Here is a 17,781-nt window from a genome sequence, read left to right on the forward strand (position 1 = left end):
TCTCCTTCCATGAGACAAGTGAATCACAGATCAAGCCAAACGGGAATCCCGAATCCGGTTAACAGCGACATGCTTTAGTGGATTTTTCGAATTTGACGTTTGAAACAGCATCTATGTCAGCCCGGATTCAAACGTCAAATTCAATCCACTAGAAGCGGGCAACAAAAAAAACCGCCTTCAAGACTTAAGGCGGTTTTCGATTTTCAGCACCCAACTCAGGCTGGCTTGATCGTTTCCAGCAATTCGCTGATCGACACTTCCACCGAGGGGCGGATGTCCTTGCGCCACAGCGCAAACGCGACATTGGCTTCGATGAAGCCTGCCTTGGAACCGCAATCGAAAGTGCGGCCCTGATAGTCGAAGCCATAGAATTTCTGCGCATCGGCCAGCTTCAGCATGGCATCGGTAAGCTGGATTTCGTTGCCAGCGCCCTTTTCCTGCTTGCTCAGAAGTTCGAAGATTTCCGGCTGCAAAATGTAACGGCCATTGATGTAGAGATTGGACGGCGCGGTGCCCTTGGCGGGCTTTTCGACCATCTGGGTAATCTCGAAACCGGAGCCGATTGCATTGCCCTTGCCGACGATACCGTATTTATGCGCCTCTTCCGGGTCGCATTCCTGCACCGCGATGACATTGCCGCCGGTCTTTTCGTAAAGCTCGACCATTTCGGCGAGGCAGCCCTTCTTCGACTGCATCACCATATCCGGCAGCAGAAGCGCAAACGGCTCATCGCCGACCAGCTCACGCGCACACCAGACCGCGTGACCAAGGCCAAGCGGAACCTGCTGACGGGTAAAGCTCGTCGTGCCCGGCTGCGGCTGCAAATCCTGAAGATGATCGAGTTCGGCCTTTTTGCCGCGTTCGGCAAGCGTAGCATACAACTCGACCTGCGCATCGAAATAATCTTCGATGACCGCCTTGTTGCGCCCGGTGACGAAAATCAGATGTTCGATGCCGGCCTCACGCGCTTCATCGACCACATACTGAATGACGGGCTTGTCCACGACCGTCAGCATTTCCTTGGGGATCGATTTGGTGGCGGGAAGGAACCGGGTGCCGAGACCGGCAACGGGGAAAACGGCTTTGCGGATTTTGCGGATCGAACTCATTCGTCTCCTCGATTTTCACTAATGCAATCTTGCTATCAAAGCATTGAAGCAACTGAATTTCAAATAAGGCTATTTCATTAAAGAACGACGAAATTACATGGATCATACCATCACATTAAATGAACCATTCTTAATGTTGCTTGATTCAAAAATTTTTCCAATTTTCCGGCAAATTTTGCCGCAGCGCCGCCCATGGTAAACCAAATGCTAACCGACAGACTATAATTTGAACATTCAACTGGTCGATGCCAATTTTACACTGCCAAATTGAAACAGTGGATGGTATTAGTTAGCGCATGCAATCTGAACCGAGCGGCATCGACATTCTTAAGAAACACGCCGGAAAACAAGACGTTCCGGCATGAAGATTGCAGAAGGGAAACACAGAATGCTGCGATTTCCATTCACACTGGGACAGACGCTGAAGCTCAAGGCGACCGCTACGGTTGCCGTTGTGGTGCTGGCATCCACCCTTTCGACCGGTTCGGCTTTTGCCGATGCGAAATTTCGCCAGTGGGTGGCGAATTTCCGTCCGGTTGCCATCAACGCCGGCGTTTCGCCTTCCACCTTCGACCGCGCCTTCCGCGGTGTCGATGCTGCCGATCCCGTCGTGCTGGAGAAGGCGCGTTATCAGCCGGAATTCACCGAGCCTGTCTGGAATTACATCGACAATCGCGTGAACGAGGACTCTACAGGCGTCGGCCAGAGCATGGCGCGCAAATGGGGCCCGTGGCTGCAGCGCATCGAACAACGCTTTTCGGTTGATCGGAATATTCTGCTCGCCATCTGGTCAATGGAAAGCAATTACGGCGAGATTCTCAAGCGCGACGACGTGATGCGCGATGCGGTTCGTTCGCTCGCGACGCTGGCCTATGCCGATCCGAAGCGCGCCAAATATGGCCGCACACAGCTGATCGCCGCGATGAAGATCCTCCAGACCGGTGATATTGATCGCGGCCATCTTTCCGGTTCGTGGGCGGGCGCCCTCGGTCATACGCAGTTCATCCCGACCAGCTATCAGGCCTATGCGGTCGATATGGATGGCAATGGCAAGCGCGACATCTGGAATTCCATTCCCGATGCGCTGGGCACTGCCGCCAATCTGCTGCACCGCAATGGCTGGCAGCCGGGCCGGACATGGGGTTACGAAGTGGTGCTACCGGCGGGCGGCAAGTTCCCATCCGGTTCGCTGACTGTCGCCGAATGGCAAAAGCGCGGCGTCGTGCGCGCCAATGGGCGTGCATTCCCCGACCCGAGCGAAAAGGTGACGCTGAAGGTGCCGGATGGCCGCAAGGGCCCGGCATTCCTGATGACCAAGAACTTCTTTGTCATCAAGCGCTATAACAATGCTGACAAATATGCGCTGGCTGTCGGCCTTCTGGCAGACCGCATCAGTGGCTATCAGGGGCTGCGTCAGGACTGGAACCGTCCGTTCACCCCGATCACCATGAACGAGCGTCAGGAATTGCAGACGCATCTCAAGGCGCTCGGCTATTACGACGGTAATATCGACGGCAAGATCGGCTCCACCTCGCGTAAAGCCATCGAGGCCTTCCAGCAGCGCAACGGCTTGCAGCCGGATGGACATCCGAGCAAGGAAGTGTTGTCAGTCCTGCGTCGCCGTTAAGACGAACCGCAGATTTATCGGAGCGCGTTTCCCACGAAGCGCGCTCCGTTTCATTTTTGCGCCATGCCGTATTATGATGGCTTTGCAACGAAAGCGGAACTGATGCGCAAATCTCGGATTGCAGTCGAAATGTTGAAGGCGGCCAGTGTCATGCTGGCAGCGCTGGCGCTGCTGCTTTCCGGTCTTGCCAGTGCATCAGCGCAGGAACGGCCACGGACGCTTTTCGACTTGCTGTTTGGTTCGCGACAACCGCAACGCCAATATGAGCAGCCCCGGCCCCAGCAGAGCCGCCCAAAGCCGAAACGCGCACCCAAGGCGACGTCTCCCGTCACCCGCAAAGCCGCGCCACAGGTGGCAGTGCCCACCGTGCCTGTCATCGAGAAAAACCCGGATGCAAAAAAGGTGCTGGTGGTCGGTGATTTCATCAGCAGCGGCCTTGCCGAAGGGCTCGATGTGGCCTTTGCGTCTGATCCGGATGTGACGGTCACAACCCGCATCAACGGTTCGTCGGGCTTTGTGCGTGAGGACTATTTCAACTGGCCGGAAAATATCGGCAAGATACTGGATGAGGAAAAGCCTGCCGCCGTCGTCGTGATGATCGGCTCCAACGATCGTCAGGCGATCACGGCCAATGGCGCCAGCCTCGCCGCACGTTCGCCGGAATGGACTGCGGAATATCAAAAGCGCGTGGACCAGTTCGTCAAGGCGATCAATGACCGCCATTATCCGCTGGTCTGGGTCGGGCAGCCCGCCTTCCGTCCGAAAGGCATGTCACAGGACATGCTGGCGCTGAATGAAATCTACCGCACCACCACGGAAAAGGCGGGCGGCAAGTTTGCCGATGTCTGGGACGGCTTTATCGATGAAGACGGCAATTTCACCCAGACCGGTTTCGACATCAACGGTCAGACGGCGCGCCTGCGCGGCAATGACGGCATCAACATCACTTCGGCTGGCAAGCGCAAGCTTGCCTTCTATGCGGAAAAGCCGCTGCGCGCCTATCTTGGCGGCGGCAAGGAAGAGGGCCAGCCTCTCCCGGCTGCCGGTGCGCAAGACCCGTCCAAACCCGTGGACCGGGTCGCACCCGTCAGCCTGCGCGACATCAATAAGGACGAGAGCGGCGTTTTGCTCGGCGGCAATCTTGGCGTACGCCCCCAAAATACCCACCCGGCACCTGTCGAGAAAAAACCCGCACCCGGTCGCGCCGATGATTTTTCATGGCCGCGCCCAAGCGCAAATCCCTAATAGATAGCCTACTACTCGTTATATCAATAGTATATTAGCGCTTTGAATAGAGCTTTCCGCGTCAAATCTTAGCCTAATTATTATATTCCGCGCTGTTTCCATCATCGTTCTCATCGTCTATCAGAAAGCACCGTTCGTCCAATTGGGCGCACAATTGCGGATGCGGTCTATCTGGCATCTGCTCGATAAAAAGAGGCGTTTGAATGAACATCGCATCCAAACCTTCTGTCGATTCCGATCGGGAGGAGGATACCCACCTTGCGCGCAATCTATCCAACAGACACCTGCAACTGATCGCCATTGGCGGCGCGATTGGCACCGGCCTTTTCATGGGCTCGGGCAAGACCATTTCGCTGGCTGGCCCTTCGATCCTGCTCGTCTATGCGGTGATCGGCTTCATGCTGTTCTTCGTGATGCGCGCATTGGGTGAAATCCTGCTGTCCAATCTCGAATATCGCTCATTCGCAGATTTCGCGGGCGATTATCTCGGCCCATGGGCGCAGTTCTTCACCGGCTGGACCTACTGGCTTTGCTGGATCGTGACGGGCGTGGCAGACGTGGTGGCCGTATCGGGTTATGTCTCGTTCTGGTTTCCCGAACTGGCGCTCTGGATACCGGCACTTGGGCTGATCTTCACGCTTCTGGCGCTCAATCTGCCCACCGTTCGCAATTTCGGTGAAATCGAATTCTGGTTCGCGCTCATCAAGATCGTCGCCATCGTCGCACTGATCATCGCCGGCGTGTACATGCTCTCGACCGGCTTTACCCTGCCGAACGGCAGCCGGGCCTCGGTCGCGCATTTGTGGAACCATGGCGGCTTCTTCCCCAACGGTTTCCTCGGCTTTGTCGCCGGTTTCCAGATCGCGGTCTTCGCCTTTGTCGGCATCGAACTCGTCGGCACCGCCGCCGCCGAAACCAAGGACCCGGTGCGCAATTTGCCAAAAGCCATCAACTCGATCCCGATCCGCGTGGTGCTGTTCTATCTCGGTGCGCTGTTTGTGATCATCACCGTGATCCCTTGGGATCAGGTCGATCCAAGCTCCAGCCCGTTCGTCGCCATGTTCTCGCTGGCCGGTCTCGGCATCGCCGCCCATGTGGTGAATTTCGTGGTGCTCACCTCGGCAACGTCGAGCGCGAATTCGGGCATCTACTCAACCTCGCGCATGATCTACGGCCTCGCCACCTCGAAGCTGGCGCCGGAGGCGCTCGGCAAGTTGAACAACCGCAAGGTGCCGGTCAACGCGCTGTTCTTCTCGTGCATCTTCCTGCTGGCAGGCGTGGTTCTGCTCTATGCAGGCCAGAGCATCATCGAAGCTTTCACCATCGTTACCACGATCTCGGCGCTGCTCTTCATCTTCATCTGGTCGATCATTCTTGCGTCCTATCTGCAATATCGCCGCAAGAGCCCTGATCTGCATGAGAAGTCCACGTTCAAAATGCCGGGTGGACGCGCCGCCGTGGTCATGGTCTTCGCCTTCTTCGCCTTCATTTTGTGGGCGCTCGCGCAGGAACCAGATACCGCAGCAGCCCTGAAGGTCACGCCGTTCTGGTTCGTGTTTCTCGCCATCGCCTATCTGGTGATGAAGGCACGGCGCAGCCAAAGCTAGTCTCAATCAAAATGTATAAAGGGCCGGAGAATTCCGGCCCCAATATGCTGTCGTTCAGAACCGATAGGTCACACCCAAAACCGGGCCCTTCAGGCGAGAATCGAACACATAGCCATCGCGGTCATAATCGACATGCAGCGCCTTGTAGCCCGCCGAGACCGACAGGTGATCGGTGAGCAGATAATTGACCGTGCCAAGCACCGACCAGGTCAGCTCAGATCCGGCACCGAAGCCGCCAATATCCGCCTGTGCCTGCAAGGAGAGCTTGTCCGTGAGTCGCAGAAGCGCTCGCGTGCCGACCACCGGATCGACCCAGTTGAAGCTTTCGCCATAACTCCGCGTCAGGCCAAGCGCGCTCACCGTCACATCATTGGAAATGTGCCAGAAGCGGATGCCGCCCAGCGCATCAAGCGTGAATTTGGGCGTATCGACCACGCGATAACCGGCTTGCAGCGTGGCCATGAACTGCTTGCTGTCCACATCGCCCTTGACGACCGTGCCCGATGGAATGGCAATCGGCAGCGGCGGCAGGTTGCCGTAGGCGTGGCTTTCAGTCGTATCGACATACATCATGTCGCCCGAGACGACAAAACGGTCGTAGCGGCCCCAGACATTGACGAAGCCGCTGAAATTGAGATCGCTCAACACATCGGAAAAGGACTTTTCGATGCCGATGGTCGGTGCGCGCTGGAAAGGCGAAATATCGCCCTTGAGACCCGCAGCCCAGACATAGGGTGTGATTTGCAGGGCCCAGCGCCGGCTTTCCACGACGGGCGGCGCCTCCGGCGGAACGGTAACCGCATCGGCGGCACTGGCAGCCTGTGCGCCGCAAAGGGACAGGACAATGGCAACCGCGTAGTGACCTGGTCTATTCAAAATGCGCCCCTTCAAGCCGAAAGCGTGTTTTTGTGAATGCGCCCATCCTTCATGATGAGCTTCATCGTGCGGTCTGGATCGGCAATCAATGAAATATCATCGAGCGGATTGCCATCCAGCACGAGAATATCCGCATAGGCTCCCGCTTCGATGCGGCCCAGTTTTGCCGGATAAGGATTGCGCGGCCCCGAAAGCGCGACCAGATCGGCATTGCCGCTGGTCAGCATGCGCAGCACGTCTGCATTGTCATACCAGCGCGCAAATTTCGCCAACTGCCTGCCTTGGGTCGCAGTGCCCTTCGGGTTGAACAAAATGTCGGTCCCGAGCGCCATCTTGACCTTGTACTTCCGCCCAAGCTCGATTGCCCTCACCGTGCCGTCGGAAATCTGCTGCTGTTGCTGGCGCTGCACCGGGTCGGATTTCGGATTGGCATCCTCGTCGGAAAGAAACGGCTGAATGCTCCACCACGCATCGGCATCGGCCATGCGCTTGACGGTTTCCTCATCGGCAAGCTGGCCATGCTCGATGGATTTCACGCCGCAATCGAGAGCCCGCTGAATGCCGGCGGATGTATAGGTGTGGATGCAGACATAGGTGCCCCAGTCGGAGGCGGCAGCAACAGCCGCCTTGGTCTCGGCTTCGGTGAACTGTATACCGTCGATCGGGTCGTAAGATGAGGAAACACCGCCGCCGCCCATGATCTTGATCTGGCTTGCGCCGAGCATCAACTGCTCGCGCACGCGGCGCAGCACTTCGGCCTCGCCGTCGGCAATGGCCGATATGCCCGCCCGTTCCGCCACGCTCAGATCGCTCTGCGCGCTTCGCGGCAGATCGGTGCGCATACGAAAATCGCCGTGACCGGAGGTCTGCGAAATCATGGCGCCGGATGGGTAAATGCGCGGGCCCACCACGCCGCCCTCGTCAATGACGCGCTTGAGCGCGAAAGACGGCCCACCAACATCGCGCACCGTCGTGAAGCCGCGCAGCACCGTGCGCTCGGCTTCCTGCGCGGCCACCAGATGCACATAGGGAATATCGGCTGTCATGGCCGCCATTTGCGATATTCCGGCCAGAATGGAGTGCCAGTGGGCTTCGATCATGCCCGGCATCAGTGTGCGACCACCGCAATCTATAACGTCCGCGTCTGCGACCGTTTCCTGCGCGCCGACCAGCGCCTTGATGAGATTTCCTTCCACCAGAACGTTCTGGCCTTCGATGAGCTTGGCGCTGGTTCCGTCGAAAATCTTCACATTGGTCAGGAAAACCGGCTTTGCCGGGGCTTTGGTCTGCGCCATCGCCGTGCCGGTCAGGCCCAGTGCCGATACGGTAAGCGTTGCGGCGGCAGCCTTGAGCAGATTGCGGCGCGACAGCTTCTTTTCCATTCGTGCCATCAGTTGCAGGGCTTGCGGGCTATGGCAGGCGCAGCTCCATCCGTGAATGAGGTGCCCGTATTTTTGGCCAATCCGTATCGACAAGACACACCCCTTCTTTTCGTTTGCGAACGACAGCGCGCAGGAAAGCTTCAGGAAGCCGAAGCGATGACTTTCATGTTAGAGGATTCTTCAATAAAAACATCTCGAATTTGCCGGTTTCCTTCCTTCGATGTATATATTTTCCATCGCACGCAACGCGAATAAAGCGGCGAATGACCTTTCAAGCCATATTGCCGATTTGATTTTTAAATTTGGAGTAAAAATTGCGCGGTGAACAAACGGTTCTTCAAGTCTCGATAGGCGTTACTCTGCTGGTCGCCGGTTTCGGCGTCGTATTCGGTCTTTTGTCCGGTTCATTCTCCATTGTCTTCGACGGTGTCTATATGCTGGCCGACGCAGCCATGAGCGGGCTCGCGCTGATCGTATCGCGCCTCATCGCGCTCTCCGCATCCCCGGAGCAGCCCAACCGCAAATTGCGCGAGCGTTTCACCATGGGGTTCTGGCATCTGGAACCGATGGTGCTTGGCCTGAACGGCATCATGCTGACCGGCGTTGCGATCTACGCACTCATCAATGCGATCGCCATTATCATGCAGGGCGGTCGCCATCTCGAATTCACCTACGCCATCTTCTATGCGGTGGTTGCGCTGGTCGCATGCCTCGGCATGGCGTGGTTCGAAATGCGCGCCAACCGCGTCATAAAATCGGAGTTCGTGGCGCTGGATGCCAAGGCGTGGATCATGTCGGGCGGCATTACCGCCGCTCTGTTGATCGCCTTCCTGATCGGCTATCTCGTGGAGGGCACCGAGCTTGGTTGGATAGCGCCCTATATCGACCCGACCGCGCTGGCCGTGGTCTGTCTCGTCATCATCCCTATGCCTATCGGCACGATAAAACAGGCGCTGGCCGACATATTTCTGGTTACGCCCGCCGATCTCAAGCAACATGTCGACAGCGTGGCGCAGGATATTGTGAAGCGTCATGGCTTCGTGTCCTATCGCGCTTATGTCGCCAAAGTCGGTCGCGGCAAACAGATCGAACTTTACTTTATCGTTCCGCCCAACCTACCACCCCGGCGACTGGAAGAATGGGACGCTTTGCGCGATGAAATCGGCAATGCGCTGGGTGAAGAAAGCCCCGACCGCTGGCTCACCATCGCCTTCACCACCGATGTCGAATGGGCGGTGTAACAACTGCCTTATCCAGACAGCTTCTTCGCCTGAATTTTCTGCGAGGATGCCTCGACCGTCACATCGTAGTGATCGCCCTGCACAACATCGAGAATACGGCTCGGACGAAACGCGGCTATGTTGACGCCGCCCTCATGGCGGAGGCTATCGAACAGGATGCCGTTTTCTCCGGCAGCGCGCATTTCCTCGCCGAAAAGCTGCGACGCGCTATAGTCTTCGGATGCATAGATTTCAGGTCTTGCCACCTGTTCGCCGCTGATATCGATGAAATCGCCTTCAAGACGCGCGCTATAAACGCGGAATGTCCGGGAAAGCGTCGCCTGCCCCGTGGCCACCGCCTCACGGCGCATATGATGCGCGACTTCCACTACGGAGGTGGTGAGGCTGGCGGCGGCATACCATGCGCCGAGCTCCGGCCCGTTGAACCGCATGCCGCCCGGCGCGACATGCAGAAATGTCGCCATGACGATGCTGGAATTCGGCCTGCCGAACACCCATTCCTCATGCGGCAGCCTTTGCAGACGTTCGACCAGTAGCCGGTCATTGGTCCAGCCGGCCAGTTCCATCACCGCTTCCAGATCGGCAGCGGTCGCCACCGTGTCGAAAAGTCCGACCGGAGGAAAACGCGACGGAATAAGCCTGTAACTCGGTTGCGGCGCGGGATTGCGCCTCACGAGAACACCACGTCGGAATCGCGATAAGGCGTGAAGGCGCTGTCGATCTCGTTTGGTTCCATGAAGTGGCCGCCACGGGCCGCATCGAGAAACCGCCGCACAGTCAGCAATCCGTCCTGTGTGCCACCCGTCACCAGCCTCAGCGGCGGGTGCCCGCCAAACACCATTGCGCGATTGGGCGTCGTCAGCCAGCGCACGCCCGCCGTCTCATCCGGATAAAGAACACCCAGCGCCTGATGAATGCCGAGCACGGCAGACAGACGCGTCAGCACATCGACATCCAGCGTGATATCGCGATGTTCGCGCACGGCTTTCACCCAGTTGTAATAGGTCGAGCGCGACGGAAGACCCAGCACCAGCAGACGCTGCTGCTCGTCCAGCCCCCAGAGATCGGCAATGGCCAGAAAGGTACGCAGCCCGGGCGCACTCAATCGCTTGCGCGATAATGGGCCGAAACGGCGCGGATCAAGAACGTCCGGTCCTTTTTCTATCCCAGTCTTTAACGCCACATTGCCACGAGCCATGATCGTCTCCATTCGTCCAGAATGGAATATAGTCCAAATTTGGACTTTTACAACCCTGCGTTATAGGCAGCGATTATTCAGCCGCGATGAGCGGGGCGTTGGCAGCACCCGGAAGATCGAAGTGGACTGGACGCAACGATACATAGCCATTGCGGATATCCAGCACATGGGAATATACCTGCGCGCCGTTTTCCAGCACCGGAAGCTTTTCCTCATGCATGATGCTGATGACGATGGCATCAGGGCAGCGGCTCTTCAGGGCGGCATGGAAGCGCGCCTTTGAAGTCGGGTCGAGCGCGCCTGTGGCTTCATCAAGGAAGATGATCGAAGGCTTGTGCAGGAGAATGCGCGCCAGCACGATCTTCTGCTTTTGCCCGCCAGACAGAACCATATCCCACGGTGCGCCACCGGCATCGCTATCGTTCATCTTTTCGATGAATTCGCCGAGACCCGCTTCATGCAGGACCGCAGCGACGGCAAGATCGCTGAAGCTTCCGGCATCGCCCGGCAGGCTGACAAGCTGCTTCAGCGAGACGGAGGGGAACTTCGCATCCTGCGTGGCATAGAGCGTGGTCGCGTTCTGCGGATAGATGATATCGCCGGTGCCATAGGGCCAAAGGCCGTTTAGCGCCTTGACGAAAGAGGTTTTGCCCGAGCCGGATTCACCGCGCATATAGACCCAGTCGCCCGCGCGGATATTGATGACGCCGGAACGCAGGAACGGCGCTTCGCTGCCCGCCCCCTGCATCAGCGTGAGGTTGCGGACAGACAGGCCGAAGCGCGGATGCTGACGGCCAAAGGCAAAGCGGTTGACGCCCGAGCGCGCATAGAAGTCCGTCGGGTCCAGCACATTTTCCATGGCGCGCGCCAGCCCGGTCACGCGACCGGCATTGGCGCGCAGATTGGCGATGGCAGGCATGACCTGAATGAACCACGAGCAATCATTGATCATGGCGGCGACCAGTTCCGCGCCCGTGACATAATTCCGGAAGCTCACCGACCCGCCCATATAGGGCAGAAGGCCGGGAATATAGGCGACGATGCGGTTGGACAGGAAGCCATAGGCTTGCTGGAAGGCAAGATAGGCCGCGTCAAAACGATTGAGCTTATTCCACGTTCCGTCCACATCCTTGTAGAGGCGCTCGTTTACCGAACGCTGCACGGCCTCGCCATTGGAGGCGGAAATCTGGAAACTGCGGCGCAAAAGGGTCGTCCACTCGCCACGATAGGAACCTTCCGCCTGCTGTATGCCGAGATTGAGGCGTTCCAGGCGACGACCGATTTTGACGGCGACGAATGTGCCAAGCGGCACGTAAATCAGGATGGCGGCGAAGGCGAGTACCGCGCTGCCATAAGAGCCGAAGACTTCCAGCCCTTCCACATCCGTGGACATTTCAATCAACTTCTGCCCGATGAAGAAGGCCGACAGAACGACGCCGACAATACCCATTACGAGGCCGATAGCGCCGCCGGTCATGCCCTTGATCGACTCCTGCAAGCGCTGATCGACATTGTCGATCTGGTCGTTGCCGCGGCCCTGCTGCAAATGGAAATGCGTGTGCCTGCTATTAAGAAGCGCTGCGGAAAACTGGTCGTTCAGCCATTTGCGCCACTTGCGGTGCAAGGTGGTTGAAAGGAAATGCCGTGAGCCGACCAGCATCACATCCTTCGCCAGCATCAGCAGAATGAGAATACCTGCATTGATGGAAATCGTCGCCAACGGGTTTTGAACCGGTGCGGTATTGGCGTTGACAATGGAGTTCATCAGATGACCGGAGGCTTCCGCTACCCACACCGTCGTCTTGCTGACGAAAGCCGTCAGAAGAAAGATCGCGGCGGTGAGCGCCCAGGCTTCTCTCCAGCGGTCCGATACCCAATAGGCGCGCATCAGGCCCCAGAATGAGGTCATGCTGGCCACGGCAGACTTATCCCCTTGTGGCAGGCTTGCCTGCCGGGATTGTCGTTTTATCTGCCGTACACCTTTCAATCCGCACCTCGCTTCCAGTTCACCAATTGTAACACTGCGTAACACATTGCAACAAACTGTGGTTAACGCGATGTTAACAGTCAATACAAAACGAGAGCACGGATTCTTGAAAAGCCGAACGCGCCGTCTCAAGGACCTGAAATTATTGAGCTATTAGATGTGCTAAATTTTATCGGAAAGCGCCGTTTTGTGCGGAAAACCGGCACTTAGAAGCAAATATGCAACATGATTCGGCATGATTCCACTTCACTTGGCGAGAAACGCCTGCAAACGCGGCACCACGAAATCGAGGAAAACCTTCACACGCTGGGGCAGGCGCGCGCCACCCAGATAGACAGCGTTCACCTCTTCCTCGTCGCTCTCGATCACATCGGCCAGCACCTCGACGAGCCGACCGGCAGCTATATCGTCGCGGGCGTGATAGTCACCAAGGCGGGCAAGCCCCAGACCGGCGACGGCCATGCGACGGACCGTTTCACCATTATTGGCGAGCAACGAGCCATAGACGGCGCGGTCGACAATGCGACCACTTTCCTTGAGCGGCCAGACGGGCGCCATACGGCGGAAATTGAACCCGATGCAATTATGGTCCGCAAGGTCGTCTACCGTCAGCGGCGTGCCGCACCGCTCCAGATAGGCCGGAGCCGCCACAATCTTGCGCCGGGCCAGTCCGATCCGGCGCGCCATCATGCTGGAGTTCGGCAACCGACCGGTGCGAAGCGCCACATCGGTTCGATCACGATAGAGATCGATAATCTCGTCGCCGAGTGACAGGTCCACCACTATATTGGGATAGGCGGCAAGAAATTCCGGCAGTATCGGTTCCAGTCCCAGCGTGCCCAGCGCGACCGATGTGTTGACGCGCACCGTGCCGCCCGTGCTGGCCGAGCCTTGCGACAGTTCGCGCTCGATCTCGTCGAAGTCGTGCAGCAGCCCCTGGCTGCGCTCATAATAGATGCGCCCCTCGGCGGTCAGCGACAGGCGGCGCGACGACCGTTCCAGAAGCCGCACGCCCAGCCGCGTCTCGATGCGGGAAATCAGCTTGCTGATCGTGGACGGGTTCATGCGCAGCAATCGTGCCGCCTCCGAGAAGCTGCCCGCCTCCACGACCCGCAGAAAAACCTGCATCTCACCGGCGCGATTATCCATTCATGACCTCATCTGTGAAATCGTTTCATAGATAATGTGGAACGCCAGCGCATTTTCAAGTGAGAATGTTGGGCCTATTTCTTGGGACATCACAGGTTTCTAATAGATTCTTGACTGGAAGCGTCTGCCTCCCAAGCTTCGTGCGCCTCCGCGCGAAACGCGTCCAGCCAGTCAACAGGAGTTACCATGAAGTTCGTCAACGCACATGGCGCGGGCATTCCCGCGCTTGGTTTCGGCGTTTTCCGCATGTCGGATGCCGAAGTGGAAGCCATCATTCCAGCCGCACTGGAAGCAGGTTTCCGCCATTTCGACACCGCCCAGATTTATCAGAACGAAGCCTCTCTTGGCCAAGCCTTGCAAAAGGCAGGCGCGCGTCGTGACGATCTGTTCCTGACCACCAAGGTCTGGGTCGATAATTATAGCGAAGAGAAATTCGCCTCTTCCGTAACCGAAAGCCTGGACAAGCTGCAAGTCGATCAGGTCGATCTGCTGCTTCTGCACTGGCCAGCCCATAAAGTATCGATTGCCGAACAGGTTGACCTGCTGAGTGCGGTTCAGGCTTCCGGCAAGACGCGCTTTATCGGCGTCAGCAACCAGAATATCGCGCAGATGAAAGAAGCGATTGAACGCGCCAAAGCGCCGATCGTGACCAACCAGATCGAGGTTCATCCTTATCTCGACCAGAACGCGATTGCCACAGCCGCCAAGGAAGCAGGCGTTGCCATCACCGCCTATTTCGGCATGGCCGATGGCGCGGTTCCGCATGATCCGGCTTTACAAGCCATTGGCGCGAAATACGGCAAGACCGCCGCACAGGTTGCGCTGCGCTGGCTCATCGAACGCGGTTTCATCACGCTTTCGAAGACCGCCAAACCGGAACGTGTCGCGGAAAACTTCGACCTCTTCGACTTTGAACTCAATTCTGAAGACATGGCAGCGATTGCAAAGCTCGCCCGTCCCGATGGACGTCTGGTCAGCCCTCCCGAGCTGGCGCCTGTCTGGGACAAGTAATACGGAGATTTCGCTATGAGTGCTTCAACCGCTCAGACAAGCGCAACCAGCGCGGCCGGTTTCAACTGGCCGCTGCTTGCGCTTGCAATCGGTGCCTTCGGCATCGGTACCACCGAATTCGCGCCGATGGGCCTGCTGCCTGTCATCGCCGATGGTGTGAACGTATCGATCCCGACCGCTGGTCTTCTGGTCAGCGCCTATGCCATTGGCGTGATGATCGGCGCGCCGATCATGACTTTGGCCTTTGGTCGCTTCGGCAAGCGCACCGCGCTGATGCTGCTGATGGCGATCTTCACCATCGGCAACATTCTCTCGGCAATGGCGCCCGATTACTGGACGCTTCTCGCCGCACGTCTGGTGACAAGTCTTAACCACGGCGCGTTCTTCGGTCTCGGCGCAGTTGTTGCGGCCAGCGTCGTGCCGCCGGAAAAGCGGGCCAGCGCCGTTGCGACCATGTTCATGGGTCTCACCATTGCCAATATCGGCGGCGTCCCGGCAGCCACCTGGATCGGACAGCAGATCGGCTGGCGCATGTCGTTTGCGGGAACTGCGGTTCTCGGCCTCGTCGCCATTGTCGCGCTCTGGCTTTCGCTGCCGCGCGGTGAAGCGGGCAAGATGCCCAATATCCGTCAGGAACTGGGCGTTCTGATGCGGCCAACCGTGTTGAAGTCGCTGGCGACAACCGTGATGGGCGCAGGCGCGATGTTCACGCTCTACACCTATGTTGCCGCCGTTCTGGCTGATCGCACCGGCGCTTCGGACGGTTTCGTGACGCTGGCGCTCGTCATCATCGGCGTGGGCTTTACCATCGGCAATGCGCTGGGTGGCCGTCTGGCCGACTGGTCGCTCAATGGCGCAACGCGGATCTTCCTCGCCATGCTCGCAGCCGTCAGCTTCGTGCTGCCGTTCGCGCTCAACAGCCATGTCGGCGCGCTCATCAGTCTGCTGGCCTGGGGTGCTGCGGCATTCGCCATCGTGCCGCCGGTTCAGATGCGCGTTATGCAGGCCGCAGCCGAAGCACCGGGGCTCGCTTCGTCGATCAATATCGGCGCATTCAACCTTGGCAATGCAGTGGGCGCTGCTCTGGGTGGCGCGGTGCTGAGCGCTGGCTACGGTTATGCCGCTATCCCGGTGGCCGGTGGCCTTCTGGCCGGGGCTGGCCTGCTCTTCACGTTGTCACGCCGCCCGAAAGTGGAGCTAGCGGCTTCGGCTTGCTGATAAAACCTGGCTCCGGCGCGCGTCTCGTTAATCGAGCGTGCGCCGGAAGCGCAACAGCGCCATCGTGGCAAAGAGAATAACGAACAGGATCAGCGCATTCACCTCGCCGGCAATATCGGCAAGGGTTGCGCCTTTCAGCATGACGGCGCGCACGATGCGCAGGAAATGCGTGAGCGGGAAAATCTCGCCCAGAGTCTGCGCCCAATCCGGCATACCTCGGAACGGGAACATGAAGCCCGACAGCATCAGCGATGGCAAGAAAAAGAAGAAGGTCAGCTGCATGGCCTGCATTTGCGTGCGCGAAGCGGTCGAAATCGTATAGCCGAGCAATACCAGCGACAAAACGAAGATCAGCACGCAAGCCAGAAGCAGCGCCAGCGATCCGACGAACGGCACGCCGAACAGAAGCTTTGCCGCAACCAGCACGACCACCACCTGCACCGCGCCGACAGCCAGAAACGGCAGCACCTTGCCCAGCATGATCTCGGCAGGCGTGGCGGGCATGGCAAGCAGGTTTTCCATGGTGCCGCGCTCGGTTTCACGGGTCAGCGCCATGGCCGTCATCATCACCATCGTCATTTGCAGGATGACCCCGAGCAGACCGGGCACGATATTATATTGCGACACGCCTTCCGGGTTGTAACGGCGATGCACGATCACCTGCAGCTGACTGCTGGCGGCATCCGTCGCTTCGGCCTGTTTGCCCTGCTCGCGCAGCAGCGCCTGACTGGCCACGGTGCCGAGCGTCGAAATCGCCCCGCTTGCCACCGATGGATCGGTAGCATCGGCTTCGATCAGGATTTGCGGCGCATCGCCAGCATCCACCCGCCGCGCGAAGTCGGAAGGAATGGTGACCACGAAAGAGACTGTGCCGTTGGCGAGCAGCGCTTCGGCTTCGGCAGCGTTTTGAACCACATGATCAAAGCGGTAATAACCGGTCGTTTCCAGCGCCGAAATCATCGCCCGGGTGTAATGATCCTGACTTGTCACGACGACCGCGCTTGGCAAGCTTTTCGGGTCGTTGTTGATGGCAAAGCCGAACAGCAGAAGCTGCATCAGCGGCACCACCAGCATCATGGCGAAGGTGATGCGGTCGCGCCGCATCTGGATGAATTCCTTCATCAACATCGCGCCAAGACGCTCGAATGAAAACCAGCTGCCGGTCATCCTTTGCTGCTCCCGGCCTTGCTACTCCCGTCGCTTCCCGCTTTCGACATATTGTCCTGCGCATTGGCCATGAACTGGATGAAAACATCCTCAAGGCTGGTTTCGCCCGCCTCGACCGCGATGTCCTTCCGGTGTCTGATCTTGTCGAGCGCCGTTTCAAGTTTGGCCCGGTCGGAGCCTACAACATGCAGCGTCGCGCCGAATGGCGCCACCTGCTCGACACCCGGCTCGTTCTCCAGTTCGCGCGCGACATCGCTGAGCCGTTGGCCGCTGACGATGAAAGTCGTCAGCCCCGCCTCGGCGATCACATCCTTGACCGTTCCCGTCGCCAGAAGCTTGCCATAGGAAATATAGCTGATGCGGTGGCAGCGTTCGGCCTCATCCATATAGTGGGTCGAAACCAGCACCGTCAGGCCGCCATCGGCAAGGCGGTGGATCTCGTCCCAGAAATCGCGCCGCGCCTTGGGATCGACACCGGCGGTCGGCTCGTCCAGCAGCAAGAGCTTCGGCTTGTGCATGATACAGGCGGCAAGCGCCAGCCGCTGTTTCCAGCCGCCGGAAAGCGTTCCGGCCAGCTGGCTGCCACGCGATGTCAGGCCAAGTTCTTCCAGCGTGCGCGCGACGTGCTCCCGCACCGGCTTCAGCCGATAAAGCCGCGCCACGAATTCCAGATTTTCGGCGATGGTCAGGTCTTCATAGAAGGAAAAGCGCTGCGTCATGTAACCGACCTCGCGCTTGATCTTCAGCCCTTCCGTGCGCAGGTCAAAACCGAGCACCTGCCCCTCACCTTCGTCGGGGGTCAGCAGGCCGCACATCATGCGGATGGTCGTGGTCTTGCCGGAACCGTTCGGCCCCAGAAAGCCGACAATCTCGCCCTCCGCCACCGACATGCTCACATGATCGACGACGGTTGCATCGCCGAACCGCTTCACCAGGCCTTTGACATCGATGGCGTTCGGCATGA

At 58.4% G+C, this 17,781-nt stretch carries 15 protein-coding genes; 6 read left to right on the top strand and 9 right to left on the bottom strand.

Going from position 1 to position 17,781, the window contains the following annotated elements:
• Positions 1–215: 215 nt before the first annotated feature.
• Positions 216–1,109: a UTP--glucose-1-phosphate uridylyltransferase GalU gene (gene galU / locus HWD97_RS08145; RefSeq protein ID WP_078339237.1), complete on the bottom strand. Its 894-nt coding sequence runs from the start codon at positions 1,107–1,109 to the stop codon at positions 216–218.
• Positions 1,110–1,497: 388 nt separating this feature from the next.
• Between galU and HWD97_RS08150 the strand changes: the two genes are divergently transcribed.
• The 3 genes from HWD97_RS08150 to HWD97_RS08160 all read left to right on the top strand — a co-directional run bounded on the left by HWD97_RS08150 (position 1,498) and on the right by HWD97_RS08160 (position 5,588).
• The gene (locus HWD97_RS08150) at positions 1,498–2,736 is read left to right on the top strand and encodes a lytic murein transglycosylase (RefSeq protein ID WP_109367724.1); all 1,239 of its coding nucleotides are present in this window, start codon (positions 1,498–1,500) and stop codon (positions 2,734–2,736) included.
• Positions 2,737–2,838: 102 nt separating this feature from the next.
• Positions 2,839–3,981 (top strand): DUF459 domain-containing protein, encoded by a 1,143-nt coding sequence (locus HWD97_RS08155; protein ID WP_121539254.1) that lies wholly within the window; start codon positions 2,839–2,841, stop codon positions 3,979–3,981.
• Positions 3,982–4,184: 203 nt separating this feature from the next.
• On the top strand, positions 4,185–5,588 hold the full coding sequence (locus tag HWD97_RS08160) for an amino acid permease (protein WP_109367725.1): 1,404 nt from the start codon (positions 4,185–4,187) through the stop codon (positions 5,586–5,588).
• A 54-nt stretch (positions 5,589–5,642) separates the two neighbouring features.
• On the opposite strand, the gene HWD97_RS08165 is transcribed toward HWD97_RS08160, so the two are convergent.
• Both HWD97_RS08165 and HWD97_RS08170 read right to left on the bottom strand, forming a co-directional pair.
• On the bottom strand, positions 5,643–6,428 hold the full coding sequence (locus HWD97_RS08165; protein WP_371830843.1) for a hypothetical protein: 786 nt from the start codon (positions 6,426–6,428) through the stop codon (positions 5,643–5,645).
• Positions 6,429–6,475: 47 nt separating this feature from the next.
• A complete protein-coding gene (locus HWD97_RS08170) occupies positions 6,476–7,846 on the bottom strand; it encodes an amidohydrolase family protein (protein ID WP_121539250.1) in 1,371 nt (456 codons plus the stop codon).
• Between the two features lie 314 nt (positions 7,847–8,160).
• Between HWD97_RS08170 and HWD97_RS08175 the strand changes: the two genes are divergently transcribed.
• The gene (locus HWD97_RS08175; RefSeq protein WP_121539249.1) at positions 8,161–9,087 is read left to right on the top strand and encodes a cation diffusion facilitator family transporter; all 927 of its coding nucleotides are present in this window, start codon (positions 8,161–8,163) and stop codon (positions 9,085–9,087) included.
• 8 nt (positions 9,088–9,095) lie between these two features.
• On the opposite strand, the gene HWD97_RS08180 is transcribed toward HWD97_RS08175, so the two are convergent.
• The 4 genes from HWD97_RS08180 to HWD97_RS08195 all read right to left on the bottom strand — a co-directional run bounded on the left by HWD97_RS08180 (position 9,096) and on the right by HWD97_RS08195 (position 13,421).
• A complete protein-coding gene (locus HWD97_RS08180; RefSeq protein WP_121539248.1) occupies positions 9,096–9,761 on the bottom strand; it encodes an RES family NAD+ phosphorylase in 666 nt (221 codons plus the stop codon).
• Complete coding sequence (locus tag HWD97_RS08185; RefSeq protein WP_121539247.1) at positions 9,758–10,285, bottom strand: MbcA/ParS/Xre antitoxin family protein; 528 nt, start codon at positions 10,283–10,285, stop codon at positions 9,758–9,760. Before HWD97_RS08185 ends, HWD97_RS08180 begins: the two co-directional genes overlap by 4 nt.
• Before the next feature lie 73 nt (positions 10,286–10,358).
• Positions 10,359–12,203, bottom strand: a complete 1,845-nt coding sequence (locus HWD97_RS08190) for an ABC transporter ATP-binding protein/permease (RefSeq protein ID WP_167836140.1) — start codon at positions 12,201–12,203, stop codon at positions 10,359–10,361.
• Between the two features lie 315 nt (positions 12,204–12,518).
• The gene (locus HWD97_RS08195) at positions 12,519–13,421 is read right to left on the bottom strand and encodes a LysR family transcriptional regulator (protein WP_109367731.1); all 903 of its coding nucleotides are present in this window, start codon (positions 13,419–13,421) and stop codon (positions 12,519–12,521) included.
• A 186-nt stretch (positions 13,422–13,607) separates the two neighbouring features.
• Here HWD97_RS08195 and HWD97_RS08200 point away from each other — a divergent pair, with 186 nt between their 5' ends.
• Entirely contained in the window at positions 13,608–14,432 is an 825-nt protein-coding gene (locus HWD97_RS08200; RefSeq protein WP_121539246.1) for an aldo/keto reductase, read from the top strand.
• A 15-nt stretch (positions 14,433–14,447) separates the two neighbouring features.
• Positions 14,448–15,650: an MFS transporter gene (locus HWD97_RS08205; RefSeq protein WP_121539245.1), complete on the top strand. Its 1,203-nt coding sequence runs from the start codon at positions 14,448–14,450 to the stop codon at positions 15,648–15,650.
• Positions 15,651–15,677: 27 nt separating this feature from the next.
• Here HWD97_RS08205 and HWD97_RS08210 read toward each other — a convergent pair whose 3' ends face one another.
• Both HWD97_RS08210 and HWD97_RS08215 read right to left on the bottom strand, forming a co-directional pair.
• On the bottom strand, positions 15,678–16,817 hold the full coding sequence (locus HWD97_RS08210) for an ABC transporter permease (RefSeq protein WP_121539244.1): 1,140 nt from the start codon (positions 16,815–16,817) through the stop codon (positions 15,678–15,680).
• Entirely contained in the window at positions 16,814–17,779 is a 966-nt protein-coding gene (locus tag HWD97_RS08215; protein ID WP_121539243.1) for an ABC transporter ATP-binding protein, read from the bottom strand. Before HWD97_RS08215 ends, HWD97_RS08210 begins: the two co-directional genes overlap by 4 nt.
• Positions 17,780–17,781: the final 2 nt, after the last annotated feature.

This window comes from Ochrobactrum sp. C6C9 (assembly GCF_022627935.1).
Taxonomy (GTDB): Bacteria; Pseudomonadota; Alphaproteobacteria; order Rhizobiales; family Rhizobiaceae; genus Brucella; species Brucella teleogrylli.